The sequence below is a fragment of the Cryobacterium sp. TMT2-10 genome (genome assembly GCF_004403075.1).
Classification (GTDB): domain Bacteria; phylum Actinomycetota; class Actinomycetes; order Actinomycetales; family Microbacteriaceae; genus Cryobacterium; species Cryobacterium shii.
In genome coordinates this window covers 19,603-37,296 of the sequence record NZ_SOGW01000077.1, presented here as the reverse complement: position 1 = coordinate 37,296, position 17,694 = coordinate 19,603, and the positions used below count along the sequence as shown (strand labels likewise).

General features: G+C 67.2%; 20 protein-coding genes and 2 pseudogenes. 11 read left to right on the top strand and 11 right to left on the bottom strand.

Annotation, left to right across the window (positions count from 1 at the left end; translation table 11 throughout):
- Positions 1-133: pseudogene (gene sufC / locus E3T37_RS17380) on the top strand (Fe-S cluster assembly ATPase SufC); the annotation flags it as partial.
- 4 nt (positions 134-137) lie between these two features.
- Positions 138-467 (top strand): metal-sulfur cluster assembly factor, encoded by a 330-nt coding sequence (locus tag E3T37_RS08960; protein WP_134366452.1) that lies wholly within the window; start codon positions 138-140, stop codon positions 465-467.
- A gap of 85 nt (positions 468-552) precedes the next feature.
- Here E3T37_RS08960 and E3T37_RS08955 read toward each other — a convergent pair whose 3' ends face one another.
- Positions 553-903, bottom strand: coding sequence for a zinc ribbon domain-containing protein YjdM (locus tag E3T37_RS08955; RefSeq protein WP_134366451.1), 351 nt, complete (start codon positions 901-903; stop codon positions 553-555).
- Positions 904-947: 44 nt separating this feature from the next.
- Positions 948-1,499: an OsmC family protein gene (locus E3T37_RS08950; protein WP_134366450.1), complete on the bottom strand. Its 552-nt coding sequence runs from the start codon at positions 1,497-1,499 to the stop codon at positions 948-950.
- Positions 1,500-1,666: 167 nt separating this feature from the next.
- On the opposite strand from E3T37_RS08950, the gene E3T37_RS08945 reads away from it, so the two are divergent.
- Together E3T37_RS08945 and E3T37_RS08940 are read left to right on the top strand one after the other, a co-directional pair.
- Entirely contained in the window at positions 1,667-2,248 is a 582-nt protein-coding gene (locus E3T37_RS08945; protein WP_241985532.1) for a TetR/AcrR family transcriptional regulator, read from the top strand.
- A gap of 95 nt (positions 2,249-2,343) precedes the next feature.
- Positions 2,344-3,942 carry an ABC-F family ATP-binding cassette domain-containing protein gene (locus E3T37_RS08940; RefSeq protein WP_134366448.1) on the top strand — a complete coding sequence of 533 codons (1,599 nt, stop codon included), beginning with the start codon at positions 2,344-2,346 and terminating at the stop codon, positions 3,940-3,942.
- Between the two features lie 56 nt (positions 3,943-3,998).
- On the opposite strand, the gene E3T37_RS08935 is transcribed toward E3T37_RS08940, so the two are convergent.
- Genes E3T37_RS08935 through E3T37_RS08925 form a run of 3 tightly spaced genes read right to left on the bottom strand, consistent with a single transcriptional unit; the run spans position 3,999 to position 5,352 of the window.
- The gene (locus E3T37_RS08935) at positions 3,999-4,841 is read right to left on the bottom strand and encodes an SURF1 family protein (protein WP_134366447.1); all 843 of its coding nucleotides are present in this window, start codon (positions 4,839-4,841) and stop codon (positions 3,999-4,001) included.
- Positions 4,838-5,071, bottom strand: a complete 234-nt coding sequence (locus tag E3T37_RS08930) for a hypothetical protein (RefSeq protein ID WP_134366446.1) — start codon at positions 5,069-5,071, stop codon at positions 4,838-4,840. Before E3T37_RS08930 ends, E3T37_RS08935 begins: the two co-directional genes overlap by 4 nt.
- Positions 5,068-5,352, bottom strand: a complete 285-nt coding sequence (locus tag E3T37_RS08925; protein WP_255572790.1) for a DUF3099 domain-containing protein — start codon at positions 5,350-5,352, stop codon at positions 5,068-5,070. The genes E3T37_RS08930 and E3T37_RS08925 overlap by 4 nt, the downstream gene beginning before the upstream one ends.
- Before the next feature lie 135 nt (positions 5,353-5,487).
- Here E3T37_RS08925 and fabG point away from each other — a divergent pair, with 135 nt between their 5' ends.
- Complete coding sequence (gene fabG, locus E3T37_RS08920; protein ID WP_134366444.1) at positions 5,488-6,198, top strand: 3-oxoacyl-ACP reductase FabG; 711 nt, start codon at positions 5,488-5,490, stop codon at positions 6,196-6,198.
- Here fabG and serB read toward each other — a convergent pair.
- Together serB and glgC are read right to left on the bottom strand one after the other, a co-directional pair.
- Entirely contained in the window at positions 6,195-6,842 is a 648-nt protein-coding gene (gene serB, locus E3T37_RS08915; RefSeq protein WP_134366443.1) for a phosphoserine phosphatase SerB, read from the bottom strand. The two genes, fabG and serB, sit on opposite strands and share 4 nt — an antisense overlap.
- Complete coding sequence (gene glgC, locus E3T37_RS08910; protein WP_134366442.1) at positions 6,839-8,083, bottom strand: glucose-1-phosphate adenylyltransferase; 1,245 nt, start codon at positions 8,081-8,083, stop codon at positions 6,839-6,841. Before glgC ends, serB begins: the two co-directional genes overlap by 4 nt.
- A gap of 80 nt (positions 8,084-8,163) precedes the next feature.
- Between glgC and glgA the strand changes: the two genes are divergently transcribed.
- From glgA to E3T37_RS08895, 3 genes are all read left to right on the top strand, one after another.
- The gene (gene glgA, locus E3T37_RS08905) at positions 8,164-9,345 is read left to right on the top strand and encodes a glycogen synthase (protein ID WP_134366441.1); all 1,182 of its coding nucleotides are present in this window, start codon (positions 8,164-8,166) and stop codon (positions 9,343-9,345) included.
- 112 nt (positions 9,346-9,457) lie between these two features.
- Positions 9,458-10,240, top strand: a complete 783-nt coding sequence (locus E3T37_RS08900) for an ABC transporter ATP-binding protein (RefSeq protein WP_134366440.1) — start codon at positions 9,458-9,460, stop codon at positions 10,238-10,240.
- 147 nt (positions 10,241-10,387) lie between these two features.
- Complete coding sequence (locus E3T37_RS08895) at positions 10,388-10,639, top strand: type B 50S ribosomal protein L31 (protein ID WP_104102169.1); 252 nt, start codon at positions 10,388-10,390, stop codon at positions 10,637-10,639.
- Positions 10,640-10,722: 83 nt separating this feature from the next.
- Here the strand turns inward: E3T37_RS08895 and E3T37_RS08890 are convergent, their stop codons facing one another.
- A complete protein-coding gene (locus tag E3T37_RS08890) occupies positions 10,723-11,409 on the bottom strand; it encodes a 3'-5' exonuclease (protein WP_134366439.1) in 687 nt (228 codons plus the stop codon).
- A 59-nt stretch (positions 11,410-11,468) separates the two neighbouring features.
- Positions 11,469-13,166 (bottom strand): annotated as a pseudogene (gene treS / locus E3T37_RS08885) (maltose alpha-D-glucosyltransferase).
- Between the two features lie 114 nt (positions 13,167-13,280).
- On the opposite strand from treS, the gene E3T37_RS08880 reads away from it, so the two are divergent.
- Both E3T37_RS08880 and E3T37_RS08875 read left to right on the top strand, forming a co-directional pair.
- Positions 13,281-14,180 (top strand): alpha/beta fold hydrolase, encoded by a 900-nt coding sequence (locus E3T37_RS08880; RefSeq protein ID WP_134366438.1) that lies wholly within the window; start codon positions 13,281-13,283, stop codon positions 14,178-14,180.
- The gene (locus E3T37_RS08875) at positions 14,177-15,319 is read left to right on the top strand and encodes a glycosyltransferase family 1 protein (RefSeq protein ID WP_134366437.1); all 1,143 of its coding nucleotides are present in this window, start codon (positions 14,177-14,179) and stop codon (positions 15,317-15,319) included. Before E3T37_RS08880 ends, E3T37_RS08875 begins: the two co-directional genes overlap by 4 nt.
- Here the strand turns inward: E3T37_RS08875 and E3T37_RS08870 are convergent.
- Positions 15,307-15,906, bottom strand: a complete 600-nt coding sequence (locus E3T37_RS08870; RefSeq protein ID WP_134366436.1) for a histidine phosphatase family protein — start codon at positions 15,904-15,906, stop codon at positions 15,307-15,309. The two genes, E3T37_RS08875 and E3T37_RS08870, sit on opposite strands and share 13 nt — an antisense overlap.
- The gene (locus E3T37_RS08865; RefSeq protein ID WP_134366435.1) at positions 15,903-16,772 is read right to left on the bottom strand and encodes a Sir2 family NAD-dependent protein deacetylase; all 870 of its coding nucleotides are present in this window, start codon (positions 16,770-16,772) and stop codon (positions 15,903-15,905) included. Before E3T37_RS08865 ends, E3T37_RS08870 begins: the two co-directional genes overlap by 4 nt.
- A gap of 104 nt (positions 16,773-16,876) precedes the next feature.
- Here E3T37_RS08865 and E3T37_RS08860 point away from each other — a divergent pair, with 104 nt between their 5' ends.
- Complete coding sequence (locus E3T37_RS08860) at positions 16,877-17,686, top strand: RNA methyltransferase (RefSeq protein WP_134366434.1); 810 nt, start codon at positions 16,877-16,879, stop codon at positions 17,684-17,686.
- Positions 17,687-17,694: the final 8 nt, after the last annotated feature.

Below are 17,694 nucleotides of genomic sequence, written 5' to 3'. Positions count from 1 at the left end.
GCGCTACATCAAGCCGGACTTCGTGCACGTGTTCGTCGACGGCCGGATCGCCGAGCAGGGCGGCCCCGAACTCGCCGACCGCCTCGAAGACGAAGGCTACGATCGCTTTTTGACCGAAGCAAACGTAGGCTAGTCGCATGGTCTCAACGCTGACTCCGGCGCGATTCGATGAAATCGAAGAGGCGCTCAAAGACGTGATGGACCCGGAACTCGGCATCAACGTCGTGGACCTGGGCCTCATCTACGACCTGGGCTGGGATGACGAGAACGACGCCCTGATCATCCACATGACGCTGACGTCGGCGGGCTGCCCGCTCACGGACGTGCTCGAAGAACAGACCGCCGAGGCCCTGGACGGGGTCGTCGACCAGTTCCGCATCAACTGGGTCTGGATGCCGCCGTGGGGACCGGAGAAGATCACCGATGACGGACGAGACATGATGCGCGCCCTGGGCTTCTCCATCTGACGACCTGATCACGAATAAGGGGCACCCGCCATTCGGCGGGTGCCCCTTATTCGCGGGTGCCCCTTATTCGTTGTGCGTCACGCTCTCAGGCCCTTTTCACCACACTGGACTTCAGCTGCATGGAGACACCCTCGATCCGGCAGGAAATGTCGTGGTCGCCCACGCCGTCCACCAGGCGGATGTCGCGAACCTTCGTGCCCACCTTGATCACCGTGGAACTGCCCTTGATCTTCAGGTCCTTCACGACGGTCACGTTGTCGCCGTCGGCGAGCACCGAGCCGAAGGCATCCTTGATGGTGGTGTCCGGGGCGGCCTCCGCCTCCGGGGCCGCTTCGGCGGCCCACTCGTGCCCGCAGAGCGGGCAGACCAGGAGCGCGCCCATCTCGTAGGTCAGGTCGCTGGAGCATTCAGGGCACGGAGGCAGGGACTCATTCACCGTGCCATCATAATCCAGGCCCACCGCTGGCGCAGTCCGAGCTGTCAAGCCTTGGTGACCGTGACCGACACCGGAGTGGCGTTCGAGAAGAGGTCGAGCACGGGGCAGTGCTCATCGACGGTGGAGCGGAGTTCCTGGTAGCGCTCGTCTGATTCCGGTCCGGTGATGCTGATCGTCAGGCGCACATCGGTGAACCCGGCGCGGACGCTCTGATCGATGCCGAAGAGATTGCGCACGTCGAGGTCCGCGTCCGCGATGACATCGATCTCGTCCACCTGGATACCCAGGGCCTGGGCGTAGAGGCGGTAGACGACGACCTGGCAGGAGATGAGCGCTCCGAGCGCCACCTCGACCGGGCTCGCCGCGACGTCGTCTCCGGCGAGGGCGCCCGGCTCGTCGACCACGAAAACATGCTTGCCGGCCGTGATCCGGCTGGCGACCGAACCCTCGGCGGTTCCCCGCACGCGATAGGTCAGCTGGGCATTCGAGGCGTCCGCGGCAATGCGGTCGTGCCACGTGGAGGCGGCGATGCTGAGTCGCTCGGCCCGCTCCGCGGGGAGGTCGGACGGGGCAAGAGTGGTATCCAGAATTGTCATGACGCAACCCTAGAAGCCGGTGCGCGTCCGCGTCCTCCGACCGGTCACACTGCGTCATCAACGGCTCCGATCGCAGACATGGAACGCTATTACAGTGATTGGAATGGTAATCTAAGTACATGTCTGAGGCCCCGAGACCCGCAGAATCACGCCGATCGGCTCAATCAGTGGCGACCCGAACGGTGATCCTGGCGGCCGCCCAGCGCCTGATGCTGGAACGCGGCTATATCCCCACCTCCATCGCGGCGATCGCGGCGGAGGCCGGCGTGGCGGTGCAGACCATCTACAACAGCGTGGGCGGCAAGGCCGAACTGCTTTCCGCCGTGCTCGACCTCTCGGCAGCGGGTCCTGACGCCCCGGGTCCGGCTCCCGAGTCCGTCGCGAGGCGCTACGCGGAGGCGCGCACCGCAGGGGACGTCATCCGGACCCTCGTCGACGGCATCGTCACGGCGAACGAACGCTCCGCCGCGGTGCACCGGGTGATCATTCAAGCGGCCGGTGTCGATGCGGACCTTGAGAAGCTGGAGATCCGGCGTTCCACCCAGCGGCTCCACGCCTACGGGTCGGCGGCATCCGCGCTACGAGCTCGGCGGGGTCTGCGCAGCGGGCTGAGCGATCACGAGGCGGCGGCAGCCATCTGGGCGCTCGGCCACCCGCAGGCATTCCGGTCGCTGGTCACCGACCTCGGCTGGTCCGGACCGGCGTACCGTGACTGGCTCGTCAAGTCACTTCAAGGGGCGCTTTCGTAGCTCGGCGGACTCCGGAGGGCAAACGAACAAATATACTTGAAAGCTGGCCCGTCTGGGCCTCCTCATTTCACGACCTCCCCGAACGGACTATTGCTGTGCTCAGTGTGCAAAATCTCGAAATCCGAGTTGGGGCGCGCGTGCTCATGGAAGACGTCAGTTTCCGGGTCTCGGCCGGTGACAAGATCGGCCTGGTCGGCCGTAACGGTGCCGGCAAGACGACGCTGACCAAGACGCTGGCCGGTGAGACGGTGCCGACCAACGGCTCCATCGACCGCACCGGCGAGATCGGTTACCTGCCCCAGGACCCGCGCTCGGGTGACCCGGACATGCTGGCGCGCACGCGCATCCTCGACGCCCGCGGCCTCGGCACGATTTCGCTCGGGCTCGCCCAGGCCGGGATCGACATGGGCAGCGACGACCCCAAGGTCAGCGCCAAGGCGATGCGCACGTACGGCAACCTCACCGACGAGTTCAACGCCCTCGGCGGCTATGCGGCCGAGGCCGAGGCGGCATCGATCGCCAGCAATCTCAACCTGCCGGACCGCATCCTCGACCAGCAGCTCCGAACCCTGTCCGGTGGCCAGCGCCGCCGCATCGAACTCGCCCGCATCCTGTTCTCGGCCGCAGAGACGATGATCCTCGACGAGCCCACCAACCACCTCGACGCCGATTCCGTCGTCTGGCTGAGGGAATTCGTGAAGAACTACCGCGGCGGCTGCATCATCATCAGTCACGACATCGAGCTCGTCGGCGACACCGTGAACCGGGTCTTCTACCTCGATGCCAACCGCATGGTCATCGACATCTACAACATGAACTGGAAGAACTACCAGCGCCAGCGTGTTGCCGACGCGGACCGGCGTAAAAAGGAGCGAGCCAACGCGGAGAAGAAGGCCTCGACCCTGCAGCTGCAGGCCGCGAAGTTCGGCGCCAAGGCGAGCAAGGCCGCGGCGGCCCACCAGATGGTCGCGCGGGCCGAGAAACTCCTCTCCGGGCTGGATGCCGTGCGAGCCGTCGATCGGGTGGCCAAGCTGCGTTTCCCCGAGCCGTCTCCCTGCGGGCGCACCCCGCTGATGGCCACCGATCTCTCGAAGAGCTACGGTTCCCTCGAAATCTTCGCCGCCGTCGACCTCGCCGTCGACCGCGGCTCGAAGGTCGTCATCCTCGGTCTCAACGGTGCAGGCAAGACGACCCTTCTGCGCATGCTCGCCGGGGTGGACCAGCCAGACACCGGCGAGATCGTACCCGGGCACGGATTACGGATCGGCTACTACGCCCAGGAGCACGAGACGATCGACGTCAAGCGCAGCGTGCTGGAGAACATGGTGTCCTCGTCGCCGAACATCACCGAGATGGAAGCACGCCGTGTCCTGGGCTCGTTCCTCTTCACCGGGGACGACTCGCACAAACCGGCCGGCGTCCTGTCCGGCGGCGAGAAGACTCGACTGGCCCTGGCGATGATCGTGGTGTCGGGAGCGAACGTTCTGCTGCTTGACGAACCGACCAACAACCTCGACCCGGCCAGCCGTGAGGAGATCCTCGACGCCCTGGCGCACTATGCCGGCGCTGTCGTCCTGGTCAGCCACGATGAGGGTGCGGTCGAAGCGCTCAACCCCGAACGGGTCCTGATCATGCCGGACGGCACCGAGGACCACTGGAACAAGGACTACCTCGACCTCATCACGCTGGCCTGATCAGTTCACGCCGGCCTGGCCGGTTCACGCTGGCCTGATCACCGCGGTGAACCCGCTTAACGCGGGCTGTCGATGAGGTCGTCCTCGATCTCCGAATCGCTGCGCGGACGAGCAGCCGCGCGGCGCGCCCGAGCTGCAGCCCGCACTCGCTCGGTCGGGTCGTCGATGTTCACGCTGCGGAACTCCTGACGGATGGCCCAGCCCAGCCCCACGAAGCCCATCAGGGCGAAGACGAACCACTGGAACGCATAGGACAGGTGCGGCCCCTCGTCCTTCACCGGGCGGGTGACGGCGACCGGCCGGTCCGCCGGGGCCGGATCCTCCGACGCCATCAGCCCGTAGGCCCCGGTGTAGGTCGGGGCGTCCAGTCGCGCGGCCACCTCGGTCAGGTTGATCGTGGCGATCTGGTTTCCCCGGGCCGAACGACCGGCCAGGGACGGTTCCCCGGCCTTCAGGCGCGCGACGACGGTGACCTGGCCGGCCGGGGCGTTGGGCACCGAAGCGGGGGCCTCCGAGGTTTCCCCGGTCGGCAGCCAGCCTCGGTCGACGATGAAGACGGAGCCGTCGGCGAGGAGCAGGGGAGTGAGTACCTCGAAACCGGGGTTGATGTTGAGCGGGCGGTTGCGCACGATCAGCTCATCCTCGCTCAGGTAGGTGCCGGTCATCTCCACCGGCAGCCACTTCTGCGACTCGGAGAAGGACCCGCGCGTTGGCAGAGCCTCCTTGAGCGGCACGGGTGTCGCACCGTAGTTGGCCTCCACCCTTCTGATTTCCGCGAGGGCCTGATCCCGGCGGGCAATCTGCCACAGCCCGAGCCCGGCGCACACCGCGGCGAAGAGGATGGTCACCGCGAGGTAGCCGGCCCAGCGCCGGGTGAACGCGAACCTCCAACCGGTCACGCCGGTTCCGCTTCCGGCGAGGGGGCGAGCGGGACCACGGATACCGGGAAGTCCCGGCTGGCCAGGAAATCCCGGAGATAGTCGACGTGCTCGTCACAGGCGAGCCAGGTCTTGACCCGGTCGGCGGAGTGGATGCGGGGATTGCGCCAGTCCACCCGCCAGCCCGCAGCCTCGCGGCATCCAGCCCGGGAGCACGTCGTCTTCTCTGGCTCAGTTCCGAGCCCGATCACGTTCCGCTCTCATCCTTGTCCGGCAGCCGGTGTACCTGGATCGCGCCCGGCCTTACCACGGTGGCACGGGCGCCCCCGCCCTGCACGTTCGCCACGACGACGGCGAAGTAGGGCAGTGCGATCGCACCGATGGCGCACAGGAGCAGCCACCAGCCCTGCACGAAGAGCATCAGCACGATGCAGACCATGCGGATGCCCATGGCGATCGAATACTTGATCATCCGGGATCGCCGCTCCTCATCGGGTGAAGGCGGGAGAGTGGTGATCGACTGCTGTTTCATGAGTGCCATCGATTCGGTCAGTCGGTGAAGTTTTCCGTGTTAAGCCTACGTCTCGTCGAACGATGACCTGCACCGCCTAAACTGGAATATACGTGCGCACGGTGTTCGTTCGCTGGGAAGAGATAGGACCCGCAAATGACGACTGGCCGCACCGTTCTTGTCACCGGCGGAAACCGCGGAATCGGTTTCTCCATCGCCGAGGAGTTCGTCCGCCAGGGCCACCGGGTGGCCGTGACGGCGAGAAGCGGCGAGGGCCCCGCCGGCAGCCTGACCGTGCGCGCCGACGTGACCAATGCCGCCTCGATCGACGCCGCCTTCACCGAGATCGAAGCCGCCCTGGGCCCGGTGGAAGTTGTCGTCGCCAACGCCGGCATCACCCGCGACACCCTGCTGATGCGCATGACGGAGGAGGATTTCACGTCGGTCATCGACACCAACCTCAGCGGGGCGTTCCGCGTGGTCAAGCGGGCGTCGAAGGGCATGCTCAAGGCCCGATTCGGCCGCATCGTGCTGATCTCCAGCGTGGTCGGCCTGCACGGGTCGGCCGGACAGGTCAACTACTCCGCGTCCAAGAGCGGCCTGATCGGTCTGGCCCGCTCGGTCACCCGGGAACTCGGTGCCCGAGGGATCACGGCCAACGTCGTGGCCCCCGGCTTCATCGAGACCGACATGACGGCCCAGCTGTCCGAGTCACAGCAGGCCGATTACAAGCGAAGCATCCCGGCCGGCCGTTTCGCCACACCGGGTGAGGTCGCGCGTGTCGTCACCTGGCTCGCCGGCGACGATGCCGCCTATATCTCCGGCGCGGTCATCCCCGTCGACGGCGGCCTGGGCATGGGGCACTAACCGCGCAGCCCCAGCATCGGGAGCACCTGGCTGAGGTCCCGGATGTCGATGGCCAGGTCGGCCTGTTCCCTGACCACCGGCTTCGCGTTGAATGCGATCCCGAGCCCGGCGGCGTGCAGCATCTGCAGGTCGTTGGCCCCGTCCCCGACGGCGACGGTCTGGGGGAGCGCGACGCACTCCAGTGCGGCCCACTCGCGCAATGTGGCCGCTTTGGCCGCCGCGTCGATGATCGGGCCGAGCAGGCCGCCGGTCAGGCGCCCGTCGGCCACCTCGAGACGGTTGGCTCGCCAGTGGTCCAGTCCGAGAGTCTCGGCGAGGGGGTCGAGGATCTCATGGAACCCGCCCGAGACGACTCCGATCAGACTCCCGTTCGAATGCAGGCCGGCGATCAGATTGGGCACCCCGAGGGTGGGGCGGACCAACCGCCCCACCTCCTCGAACACGCCGGTGGGAAGACCCGCGAGGGTCCGCACCCGCTCCCGCAGGCTCTCGGCGAAATCGATCTCGCCGAGCATCGCCCGTTCGGTCACCTCGGCGACCAGGGCCAGCGAGCCCGCCGCGTCCGCGAGCAGCTCGATCACCTCGTTCTCGATCAGCGTGGAGTCGGCGTCCAGGACCACGAGGAAACGCGCGGGACCGGTCACGGGTTGACGTGCACTCCCTTGCCCACCACGGTGATGCCGGAATCGGTGACGCTGAACCCGCGGGCCCGGTCACGGTCATGGTCGACCCCGACCTCGGCGCCGGCGGCGACGACCACGTTCTTGTCCAGGATGGCCCGGCGCACGGTCGCGCCCGCCTTGATCTGCACCCGGTCGAAGACAATCGAGTCGACGACCTGGGCACCGGAATCGATTGCGGCCCACGGGCCGAGGACGCTGCGTTCGATGTGCGCACCCGAGATGACACAGCCCAGGGACACGATCGAGTCGATCATGGTGCCGAGGAAGCCCCGCCCGTCGCGCACGAACTTCGCCGGCGGCGAGTTCAGCTGCTGGCTGAAGATCGGCCACTTCTGGTTGTAGAGGTTGAACACGGGCAGGGCGCTGATCAGGTCCTGGTGCGCCTCGAAGAACGAGTCGATGGTACCCACATCGCGCCAGTAGTCGCGGTCGCGGTCGGTGGACCCGGGCACGTCGTTGAGCTTGAGGTCATAGACCCCCGCCTCGCCGCGGGACACGAAGTCAGGGATGATGTCGCCGCCCATGTCGTGGCTCGAGTCGGTACGTTCCCCGTCGCGGAGAACGGCCTCGATCAGGGCATCCGTGTTGAAAACGTAGTTGCCCATGGACGCGAAGACCTCATGCGGCGCATCGGCGAGGCCGATGGCGTCCTTCGGCTTCTCCCGGAAGTCGCGGATGCGATCCGGGGTGGCCGCGTCGACCTCGATCACGCCGAACTGGTCGGCGAGGGCGATCGGCTGACGGATGGCCGCGACGGTCGCCGCCGCTCCCGAGGCGATGTGCGCCTGGATCATCTGGCTGAAGTCCATGCGGTAGACGTGGTCGGCGCCGACGACGACGACGATGTCGGGCTTCTCGTCGTGGATCAGGTTGAGGCTCTGCAGGATCGCGTCGGCCGAACCGCTGAACCAGCGTTTGCCGAGGCGCTGCTGCGCGGGCACGGAGGCGATATAAGAGTTGAACAGGCCGCCGGAGACGTGCCAGGTCTGGGACACATGCCGGTCGAGGCTGTGTGACTTGTACTGGGTGAGCACGACGAGTTGCGTGAGCCCGGAGTTGATCAGATTTGACAAGGCGAAGTCAATCAGCCGGTAATGACCCCCGAAGGGCACCGCCGGTTTCGCACGGTCCTCGGTCAACGGCATAAGCCGCTTACCTTCTCCGCCGGCGAGCACGATTCCGAAGATCTTCTTTGACTGCATGACTTCAGAGTAGGGCCATTCCATGCCTCGATCCAGCACGTGTCGGTGTGTCACGGGCCAGCCTGCGCTAGCTTTGCCTCATGCGAGTCGATCTACTTACGAAGGAATACCCCCCGGAGATTTACGGCGGGGCTGGCGTGCACGTCGCGGAGCTTGTTCGAGCCCTCCGCACCGACATCGATGTGGTGGTGCGGTGCTTCGGCGCAGCGCGGGACGCCCCCGATACGTTCGCTTACGATGTGCCGACCGAGCTCGCGGATGCGAACGCGACCCTGGCCACGCTCGGCGTGGACCTCCAGATGGCCCAGGACGTGCAGGGTGCCGACATCGTGCACTCGCACACCTGGTACGCCAACGGCGCCGGCCACCTCGCCAAGCTGCTGCACGGAGTCCCGCACGTGGTGACGGCGCACAGCCTCGAGCCCCTCCGGCCGTGGAAGGCCGAGCAGCTCGGCGGCGGCTACCGGGTCTCCAGCTGGATCGAGCGCACGGCCTTCGAGGCCGCGGATGCCGTCATCGCCGTGAGCGGGGGCATGCGCCGCGACATCCTCCGCAGTTACCCGGCGCTGGACGAGTCCCGCGTGCAGGTCGTTTACAACGGCATCGACCTCGAACGGTGGAAGCCGACCGAAGACGAGGACGTCGTGCGGGGGCTGGGCATCGACCCGGACCGTCCCGCCGTGGTCTTCGTGGGCCGCATCACGAGGCAGAAAGGCCTGCCCTACCTGCTCCGCGCCGCTGCGACCCTCCCGCCGGACGTTCAGCTCGTGCTCTGCGCCGGTGCGCCGGACACCCCGGGCATCATGGCCGAGGTCACCGCGGGCGTCGAAGCGTTGCAGCGGGAACGTTCCGGCGTGGTCTGGATCGACCGTCTCCTGCCGCAGCACGAGCTCGCGGCCGTGCTCACCGCCGGCACCGTCTTCGTCTGCCCGTCGGTCTACGAACCGCTCGGCATCGTCAACCTGGAGGCCATGGCCTGCGGGCTGCCGGTAGTGGGAACGGCGACCGGCGGCATCCCCGAGGTCGTTGCCGACGGTGTCACCGGCCGGCTGGTGCCGATCGACCAGGCCACCGACGGAACCGGGACGCCCATCGACCCGGATCTCTTCGTGGCCGACCTGTCCCGCACGCTGATCGAGGTGCTCTCCGACCCGGCGCTGGCCGCCGAAATGGGCCGGGCCGGGCGCGTCCGTGCGGAACAGAAGTTCAGCTGGAGCCACATCGCCACCCGCACCCGGGAGATCTACGCGTCACTGCTCTGAGCCTGGAAGTGAAGTACTGAGCCCAGAAGTACTGAGCCCAGAACGGCTATCCGCGTGGTGCGGCGCCGGGCCTGCGTGCCCCGCGCCGCACCACGGCAGATAGCATGGCTCTATGGTCAACGTTCTTCACTTCACCGACGTCTCCGTCGTCCGGGATGGCACAACCATCCTCGACTCAGTGAATTGGAGTGTTGATGACGACCAGCGCTGGGTGATTCTCGGCCCGAACGGCGCCGGGAAAACGACCCTCCTGCAGATCGCGGCCGCACTCGTGCACCCCTCCAGCGGAAGCGCGGAAGTGCTCGAAGAGCCGATCGGTCGCACCGACCTGTTCGAGCTCCGCCCGCGGATCGGATTCGCCTCCACTGCCATGGCCCGTAAGGTACCCGCGAACGAAAAGGTCCTCGACGTCGTCATGACGGCCGCCTACTCGGTCACGGGTCGCTGGACCGAGGAATACGAGGCGATCGACGAACGACGGGCCCAGCGCGTTCTCAGCGAGTGGAAGCTCGACACGCTGGCCGACCGCAAGTTCGGCACCCTCAGCGACGGCGAGCAGAAGCGCGTGCAGATCGCCCGGTCCGTCATGACCGACCCTGAGGTTCTGCTCCTGGACGAGCCGGCGGCCAGCCTGGACCTGGGCGCGCGCGAGGAACTTCTCCAACTGCTCGGCGGGTATGCGAGCGAGCCGCAGTCCCCGGCCATCATCATGGTCACCCACCACGTCGAGGAGATCCCCCTCGGTTTCACGCATGCGCTGCTGCTCAACGGGGGCCGTGTCGTCAGTGCCGGTCCGCTGGCGGAGGCCCTGACCGCGGAATCCCTCACCGAATCATTCGGGCTGCCGATCGAGCTGCGCGAGACCGACGGGCGTTTCGGCGCCCGAGCGGCCTGACCGCCACGGATGGCCCTCATTGCGGCAGGATTCTGCTAAACTTGACAGTCGGTCCTCGGACCGCACATTTTTTCTGCCGTAACTGGCGAGTCTGAACTCGCTAATCGAAGCGCAACTCACCAATCGAACAGCAATAAGGAAGTCTTCATGAAGTCTGACATTCACCCCACGTACGCTCCCGTGGTTTTCCGCGACCTGGCGTCGGGTGCGACGTTCCTTACCCGTTCGACGGTCTCCAGCTCCAAGACCATCGAGTGGACTGATGGAACCACCTACCCGGTCATCGACGTTGAGATCTCGTCGGAGTCGCACCCTTTCTACACCGGCAAGCAGCGCATCATGGACTCGGCCGGACGCGTCGAGAAGTTCAACTCGCGGTACAAGGGTTTCGGCAAGTAACACCCACCCCATCGCGGCGTAACACGCAAAAGGGCGACCAGCTTCGGCTGGCCGCCCTTTTGCGTGTATTCGCTCGGTCGTTTCTAGCGCTCGGGCCAGGCGCCGGCTGCGACGAACGCAGGGTCACGCTCACGGCGCATGTAGGCCTGGAAGTTTTCGGCCTGCTGCAGGGACCACTGGGCCTGCAGCAGGTGCAGGTCGCCCACCTCGACCGGCAGCGTCTTCACGTGCGCCCGGGCGATGGCCTGGGCCACCCTGCCGGCGGCGACCGCATCCGCCCCGGAGTCATGCGCGTCGTCCAGGGAGACCCCGTAGAACGCGCTCGTGACCTCGAGGGTTCGCTTTCCCTTGCGGTACCGGTCGACGGCCTTGTCGATGACCAGCGGGTCCACGACGGGAGAGGGTGAGACGAGCGGCGACACCCCATAGCGGAGGCACTCGCGGTTGAGCAGGGTCAGGTCGTACGGCGCGTTGTAAGCGACCAGGGGGAGACCGCGGGCCAGATGCTCCCGGATGGTCGCCACGATCTCGGCGACGCCGTCGGCAGCGTCACGCCCGTTCAGCACGGCGTGCTTGGTGGTGATGCCGTGCACATTGGTGGCCTGCACCGGGATGTCGATCCCGGGGTTGAGGAGCCAGTCGACGCGCTCGAGCACCTGCCCGGTCGCATCGATGATGGCCACGGTGGCAGACACGATGCGGCACGTCTCCACATCGATGCCGGTCGTCTCGAGGTCGAAAACGGCGAGGGTATCACTCCAGTTGCTCATGGGGAAAGCCTAGGGCCGACCGCCGTCATCGGATGATGCCGCCCCGTGGAGACCGCCGTTCAGCCGCAGTGCAGCCAGAAGAAACTCTGGGCCCCGAGGGTGAGAGTGAGCGATCCCTCGTCGTCGAAGCTGGGGAAGACCGATCCGCCGAAGACGTCGCGGAGGCCGCTCCCGGCCAGCTGGGGATCCTGGATCCGGACGGCGATGGGGTTGTGCGAAAAGTTGAACACGCACAGCACCGTTTCCGGCTGGTCCCCGAAGCTCGTCCCCGATCCGGCGTACTCGCGAGTGAAGGCGAGCACCGATTCGTGGTCCGTTTGCACGACACGGATCGATCCGAGACCGAAGGTCGGGTGGTTCTTGCGCACATGGATGACGTTGCGCACCCAGTGCAGCAGCGAACTCGACTTGGCCAGGTGCGTCTCGACGTTGGTCTGGGTGTAGTGGTAGACGAGCGACATGACGACCGGGAGCCAGAGCTTGCCGGGGTTCGCGTCCGAGAAGCCGGCGTTCCGGTCCGGGGTCCACTGCATCGGCGTGCGCGAGCTGTCCCGGTCGGGGAGCCAGATATTGTCACCCATGCCGATTTCGTCGCCGTAATACAGGAACGGGCTGCCGGGCAGGGCGAACAGGAGAGCGTGGGCCAGTTCCATCTCGGACCGGGAATTGTCCAGCAGGGGAGCGAGGCGGCGGCGGATACCGAGGTTCGCGCGCATCCGTGGGTCGTACGCGTACCAGCCGTACATCGCCTGCCGGTACTCCTCGCTCACCATCTCCAGGGTCAGTTCGTCGTGGTTGCGCAGGAACACGGCCCAGCCGGCGGCCTCAGGAATGTCCGTCGTCTCGGACAGGACCCGGACGAGTTCGTCGGCCCGTTGCGACCGGAGCGAGTAGAAGATGCGGGGCATCACCGGGAAATCGAAGGCCATGTGACATTTGGGCTCGGCTTCGGAACCCTGGAACGCGGCCACCTCCCGAGGCCACGGGTTGGCCTCGGCGATCATGATCCGGCCCGGCTAGTCCCGGTCGACCATCCTGCGCAGCTTCCGGATGAATTCGTGGGTGGGCGGCTCACCCTCGCCGTTCCCCTCATCCGATTCGTACAGATAGGGGATGGCGTCGAGGCGGAAGCCGTCCACGCCCAGGTCGAGCCAGAACCGCACGACCTCGAAGACGGACTCGTGCACGGCGGGGTTCTCGAAATTCAGGTCGGGCTGGTGCGAGAAGAACCGGTGGAAGTAGAACTGCCGCCGCACGGCGTCGAAAGCCCAGTTCGACTCCTCCGTGTCGGTGAAGATGATGCGGATGTCCGGATACTTCTCATCGGTGTCGCTCCACACGTAGTAGTCGCCGTAGGGGCCCTCCGGGTGTTCCCTGGACTCCTGAAACCAGGCATGCTGGTCAGAGGTGTGGTTCAGCGGGAGGTCAATGACGATGCGCATATTGCGTTCGTGGGCCTTGGTCACGAGCTCCTTGAACTCGTCGAGGGTGCCGAAATCGTGCAGGATCGATCGGTAATCGGACACGTCGTAACCGCCATCCTTGAGCGGGGAGGAGAAAAACGGCGGGATCCAGAGGGCATCGATGCCGAGCCACTGCATGTAGTCGAGCCGTGAGATCAGCCCGGCCATGTCACCGGCGCCGTCCCCGTTGCTGTCGACGAAGGACCGCACCATCACCTCATAGAACACCGCGCGCTTGTACCAGCGCGGGTCGAGGGTGAGACCGGGCAGCTGGATGGGGGCGGTGAAGCTCACGTTGTTCCTTCCTGTCCGCGGGGCACTGAAAGCGAGAGTGATCACCCCGATTCTAGGATCACCGGCCGGTTTTAGGTTCGGATGGGTGACACCCGCCGCCCTAAACTTGGTCTGATGAACGTTCCCTCTCCCTACGACGCGATGCTCGCGCGTATCCCCGTGAATGCCCATACCGTGACCGTGCTCGGAAGCCGTACGCGGTTCTGGGAATACGGAGACCCGGCCGGCGCGACGACGATCGTGATGGTGCACGGCTTCCGGGGAGATCACCACGGGCTCGAACCGGTGGTCGCGCAGCTGCCGGGTTACCGCATGATCTCACCGGACCTGCCGGGCTTCGGCGAGTCGGAGGTGCTGCCGCAGGGCGGCCACGACATCGCCGGCTACGGCCGCTGGCTCGCGGACTTCGTCACGGGACTTGCCCCGACCGGGCGGGTCGTTGTGCTCGGGCACTCCTTCGGGTCCATCGTCGTGGCCGCGTCCGTCGCCGGCGGACTGCCTGCGGACGAGGTGGTGCTGGTCAATCCCATCGCCGCCCCGGCGCTGGCCGGACCGCGGGGCATCCTCACCCGACTGGCCGTGTTCTACTACTGGGCGGGGGCACGGTTGCCGGAGCGGCTCGGCTTCGCCCTGCTGCGCAACCGGCTGATCGTCCGGGTGATGAGCGTGACGATGGCGAAGACCGGGGACCGCGGGCTCCGTCGCTGGATCCACGACCAGCACGACCGGTACTTCTCCGCCTTCGCGGACCGGCGCGTCGTGCTGGAGGCGTTCACCGCCTCCGTCGGCGCCGATGTCAGCGAGTTCGCCGCCCGGATCCGCCAGCCGACCCTGCTCATCGCCGCGGAGAAGGACGACATCACGCCGGTCGCGGCCCAGCACCGCCTGCAGAGACTGTTCCCGGATGCGACCCTGCACGTGATCCCCGGGGTGGGACACCTCATCCACTACGAGGTGCCGGCCCAGGCGGCCGACGCGCTGCGCGGGTTCCTGAGCGAGCGGAACCCGGCATGAGAATCCTCTTCGACTGCCGCTACACCCGGTTCGACCGACACGACGGCATCAGCCGCTACACGGCCGGCCTGGTCACCGAACTGGGCAAACTGCACCCGGTGACAATGCTCATCAACGACCACCGGCAACTCGACCTGCTGCCCGACCTGCCCTGGCAGCTCGTGAGCGCGCCCACCAGCATCCGTGAACCGTTCCTCGCCCGGCAGCTCAACCGGCTCCAGCCGGGCGTCGTGTTCAGCCCCATGCAAACGATGGGGTCCTGGGGGCGGCGATACCACCTGATCCTGACCGTGCACGACCTGATCTACTACCGCAATCCCACCCCGCCGCGAGACCTCCCGGCCTTCGTGCGCGTGCTCTGGCGCCTGTACCACCTGTCCTGGTGGCCGCAACGGATGCTCCTGAACCGCGCAGACGGGGTCGTGACGGTCTCCGCGACCACCCGCGACCTGATCTTGGAACACCGCCTGACCCGTCGGCCGATCACCGTGATCCCCAACGCCGCCGGCGCACTCACGGCCGCGCCGGAACGCCGCCGCACGCCGGCCACCGGCCGGCTCGTGTACATGGGCTCGTTCATGCCCTACAAGAACGTCGACACCCTCGTCCGGGCCGCGGCGGAGCTGCCGGAGCACGAGCTGCACCTGATGAGCCGGGTCCCGGCGCCGGAGCGGGAACGCCTGATCGCGCTCGCCCCGAAGGCCCGGCTGGTCTTCCACGACGGCGTGACCGACGAGGAGTACGTCGATGTCCTGCGTTCGGCGACCGCCCTCGTCAGCGCCTCCCTGGACGAAGGCTTCGGCATCCCCCTGGTCGAGGCGATGGGGCTCGGCCTCCCGGTCGTCGTGAGCGACATTCCCATCTTCCGGGAAATCGGCGGCGACGCCGCGCTGTACTTCGACCCCACCAGTGCGCAGGCCCTCGCGGCCGCGGTGAGGCGGCTCGACGAGCCGGGCGAGTGGGCCGACCGCTCCGGGAAATCCCTCGGCCAGGCCGCCCGCTTCACCTGGCACGACTCCGCCCGGAAGCTTCTGGCGCTGCTCACCGGGCTTGCGTCCGACGGCGGCCGCGGGGCCGGAACCGACACTCGGCCCGGTATCGGCACCGAGGCGGGCACCGAGTCGGCTCAGCCCGTGTAGTGCGTGTTCTCGGCGACGGTGCGCAGGGTCGCGTCGAAATGCTCGAGATGCAGCCGGCCATCCCGCCAGACGAAGTCGTGCACGGAGCCGTTGGCGATGAGCTCGTTCTGACGTGGTCGTTCGCCGGACGTCATGCTCCGGATCAGGGTGCCGATCACTCCGCCGTGGCAGATGACGAGCACCGACTCGCCCGGATGCTCGGCGGACACCAGAGCGAAAGCCGGCAACACCCGGTCCAGCACCGCCTGGCGCGTCTCCAGGCCGGGGACGGCGACCCCGTCGGGAAAGCGACGCTGGCGTTCGGCGAAGGTCAGGCCTTCGATTTGGCCGTGGTGGCGTTCGGTGAGGGCCGGGATGACCTCCGGCCCGGGCAGTCCCAGCTCCCCGGCGATGATCCGGGCGGTCTCATGCGCCCGGTCCAGCGGACTGGTGACAATCCTGTCCCAGTGGTGGGCACGCAGGCGCAACCCGGCCTCGGCGGCCTGGGCGCGGCCGGTCGAATTCAGCGGGATGTCCGTGCTGCCCTGGATCCGGGTGTGAAGGTTCCACTCGGTCTGGCCGTGGCGCACGATCGAGAGCCTGGTCATCCGAGCCGCACTGCCAGCCCCGCCAGCGACTCCGACGTGCCGGCCTCCAGCTTGATCAGGGCGCGCCCGTCGCCCTTGGTCTCGCCCCGGTTGATCACGACGATGGGCAGCTTGCGCCGGCGGGCCTGCTCGAGGAGCCGGATGCCGGAGTTGACGAACAGGGATGAGCCGGCGATGACCAGCGCCTCGGCCCCGGAGACCAGGGCGGTGGCCTCGGTGAATTTCACGGTCGGAACGAGTTCCCCGAAGAAGACCACGTTGGGCTTGAGCATCCCGCCGCAGACCGTGCAGCCGGGCACGGTGAAACCGTCGACGTCGGTGACCTCCGCGTCGCCGTCCGGGGCCGATCGCACCGATTCCGGCACCAGTAGGGCCGGATTGGACGCCTCGAGTCGGGCGGCGATGCTGTCCCGGCCGAACGCCTGACCGCAGTCCAGGCAGACGACGAGGTCCATGGAGCCGTGCAGGTCCACGACGTGCCGGGACCCGGCCCTGGTGTGCAGGCCGTCGACGTTCTGGGTGATGACCCCCGAGATCGCGCCGCTCTGCTCCAGCCGGGCGAGGGACCGATGCCCCAGGTTGGGTTCCGCCTCCCGGAATCGGCGCCAGCCGAGGTGGCTGCCGGCCCAGTAGCGTTTGCGGGCACGTTCGTCGCCGACGAAAGTCTGGAAATTCATCGGTGTGCGCACGGGGGCGCCCTTGCCTCGGTAGTCGGGAATACCGGAATCGGTGCTGACCCCGGCGCCCGTCAGCACCGCGGTGCGCTTGCCCCGCAGCAGCGCGGCCACGGCGTCGAGCGCTGATTCGAGCGCGGCATGAGCCGCGGTCGCGGCTGCGGCGGCGTTCGGAAGCGTCTCGGTGCTCATGCTGCTCCATCTCTTGTACACCCGAGTCTAAACTCGCCGGTTTTCCAGTTGGTGACGGAACTGGCAGGCTGGAGAGGTTCACCCCCTGGAAAGGCGCCGCCGCTGTGCAGATCGTTCACATTGAAGACCTCGACCTGCCCGGTCTGGCCGACTACTCGAGGCTGACGGATGTGGCCCTGCGCCGCGTCTCGGAACCGGCGAGTGGCCTCTACATCGCCGAGTCGAGCAAGGTGATCACCCGGGCGCTTGCCGCCGGGCACCGGCCGCGCTCCGTGCTGCTGCAGGAGCAGTGGCTGCCCGACGTGCTGCCCCTGCTGGCGGACTGGCCGGACGTGCCCGTCTACGTCGGCGCCGCATCCGTGCTGGAACGGCTCACGGGGTACAACCTGCACCGCGGTGCGCTGGCGGCCATGCACCGCCCGCCCCTCGCTCCCGTGAGCGAGGTGATCCGGGATGCCCGCAGAATCGTGATTCTCGAAGACATCGTCGATCACACCAATGTGGGCGCCATCTTCCGCTCGGTCGCCGGACTCGGTGCCGACGCCGTGCTGATCACCCCGCGCTGCGCCGATCCACTGTACCGGCGGAGCGTGCGGGTGAGCATGGGCACGGTGCTGCAGGTGCCGTGGACCCGGCTGCCGGAGTGGGCCGCAGCGGCGCCGCTGCTGCACGAGGCCGGTTTCCACCTGGCCGCCCTGGCGCTCTCCGACGATGCCGTGACGCTGGAACAGTTCGCCGGTGACGCCCCGGAACGCCTGGCGCTCATCCTCGGCGCCGAGGGTGACGGTCTCAGCACCCAGGCGCTCTCCGCCGCGGACACGGTGGTCACAATCCCCATGCTGCACGGCGTCGATTCGCTCAACGTGGCCTCGGCGAGTGCCGTGGCCCTCTACGCCCTGCGGGTCAGGGTATAGCAGGTCCG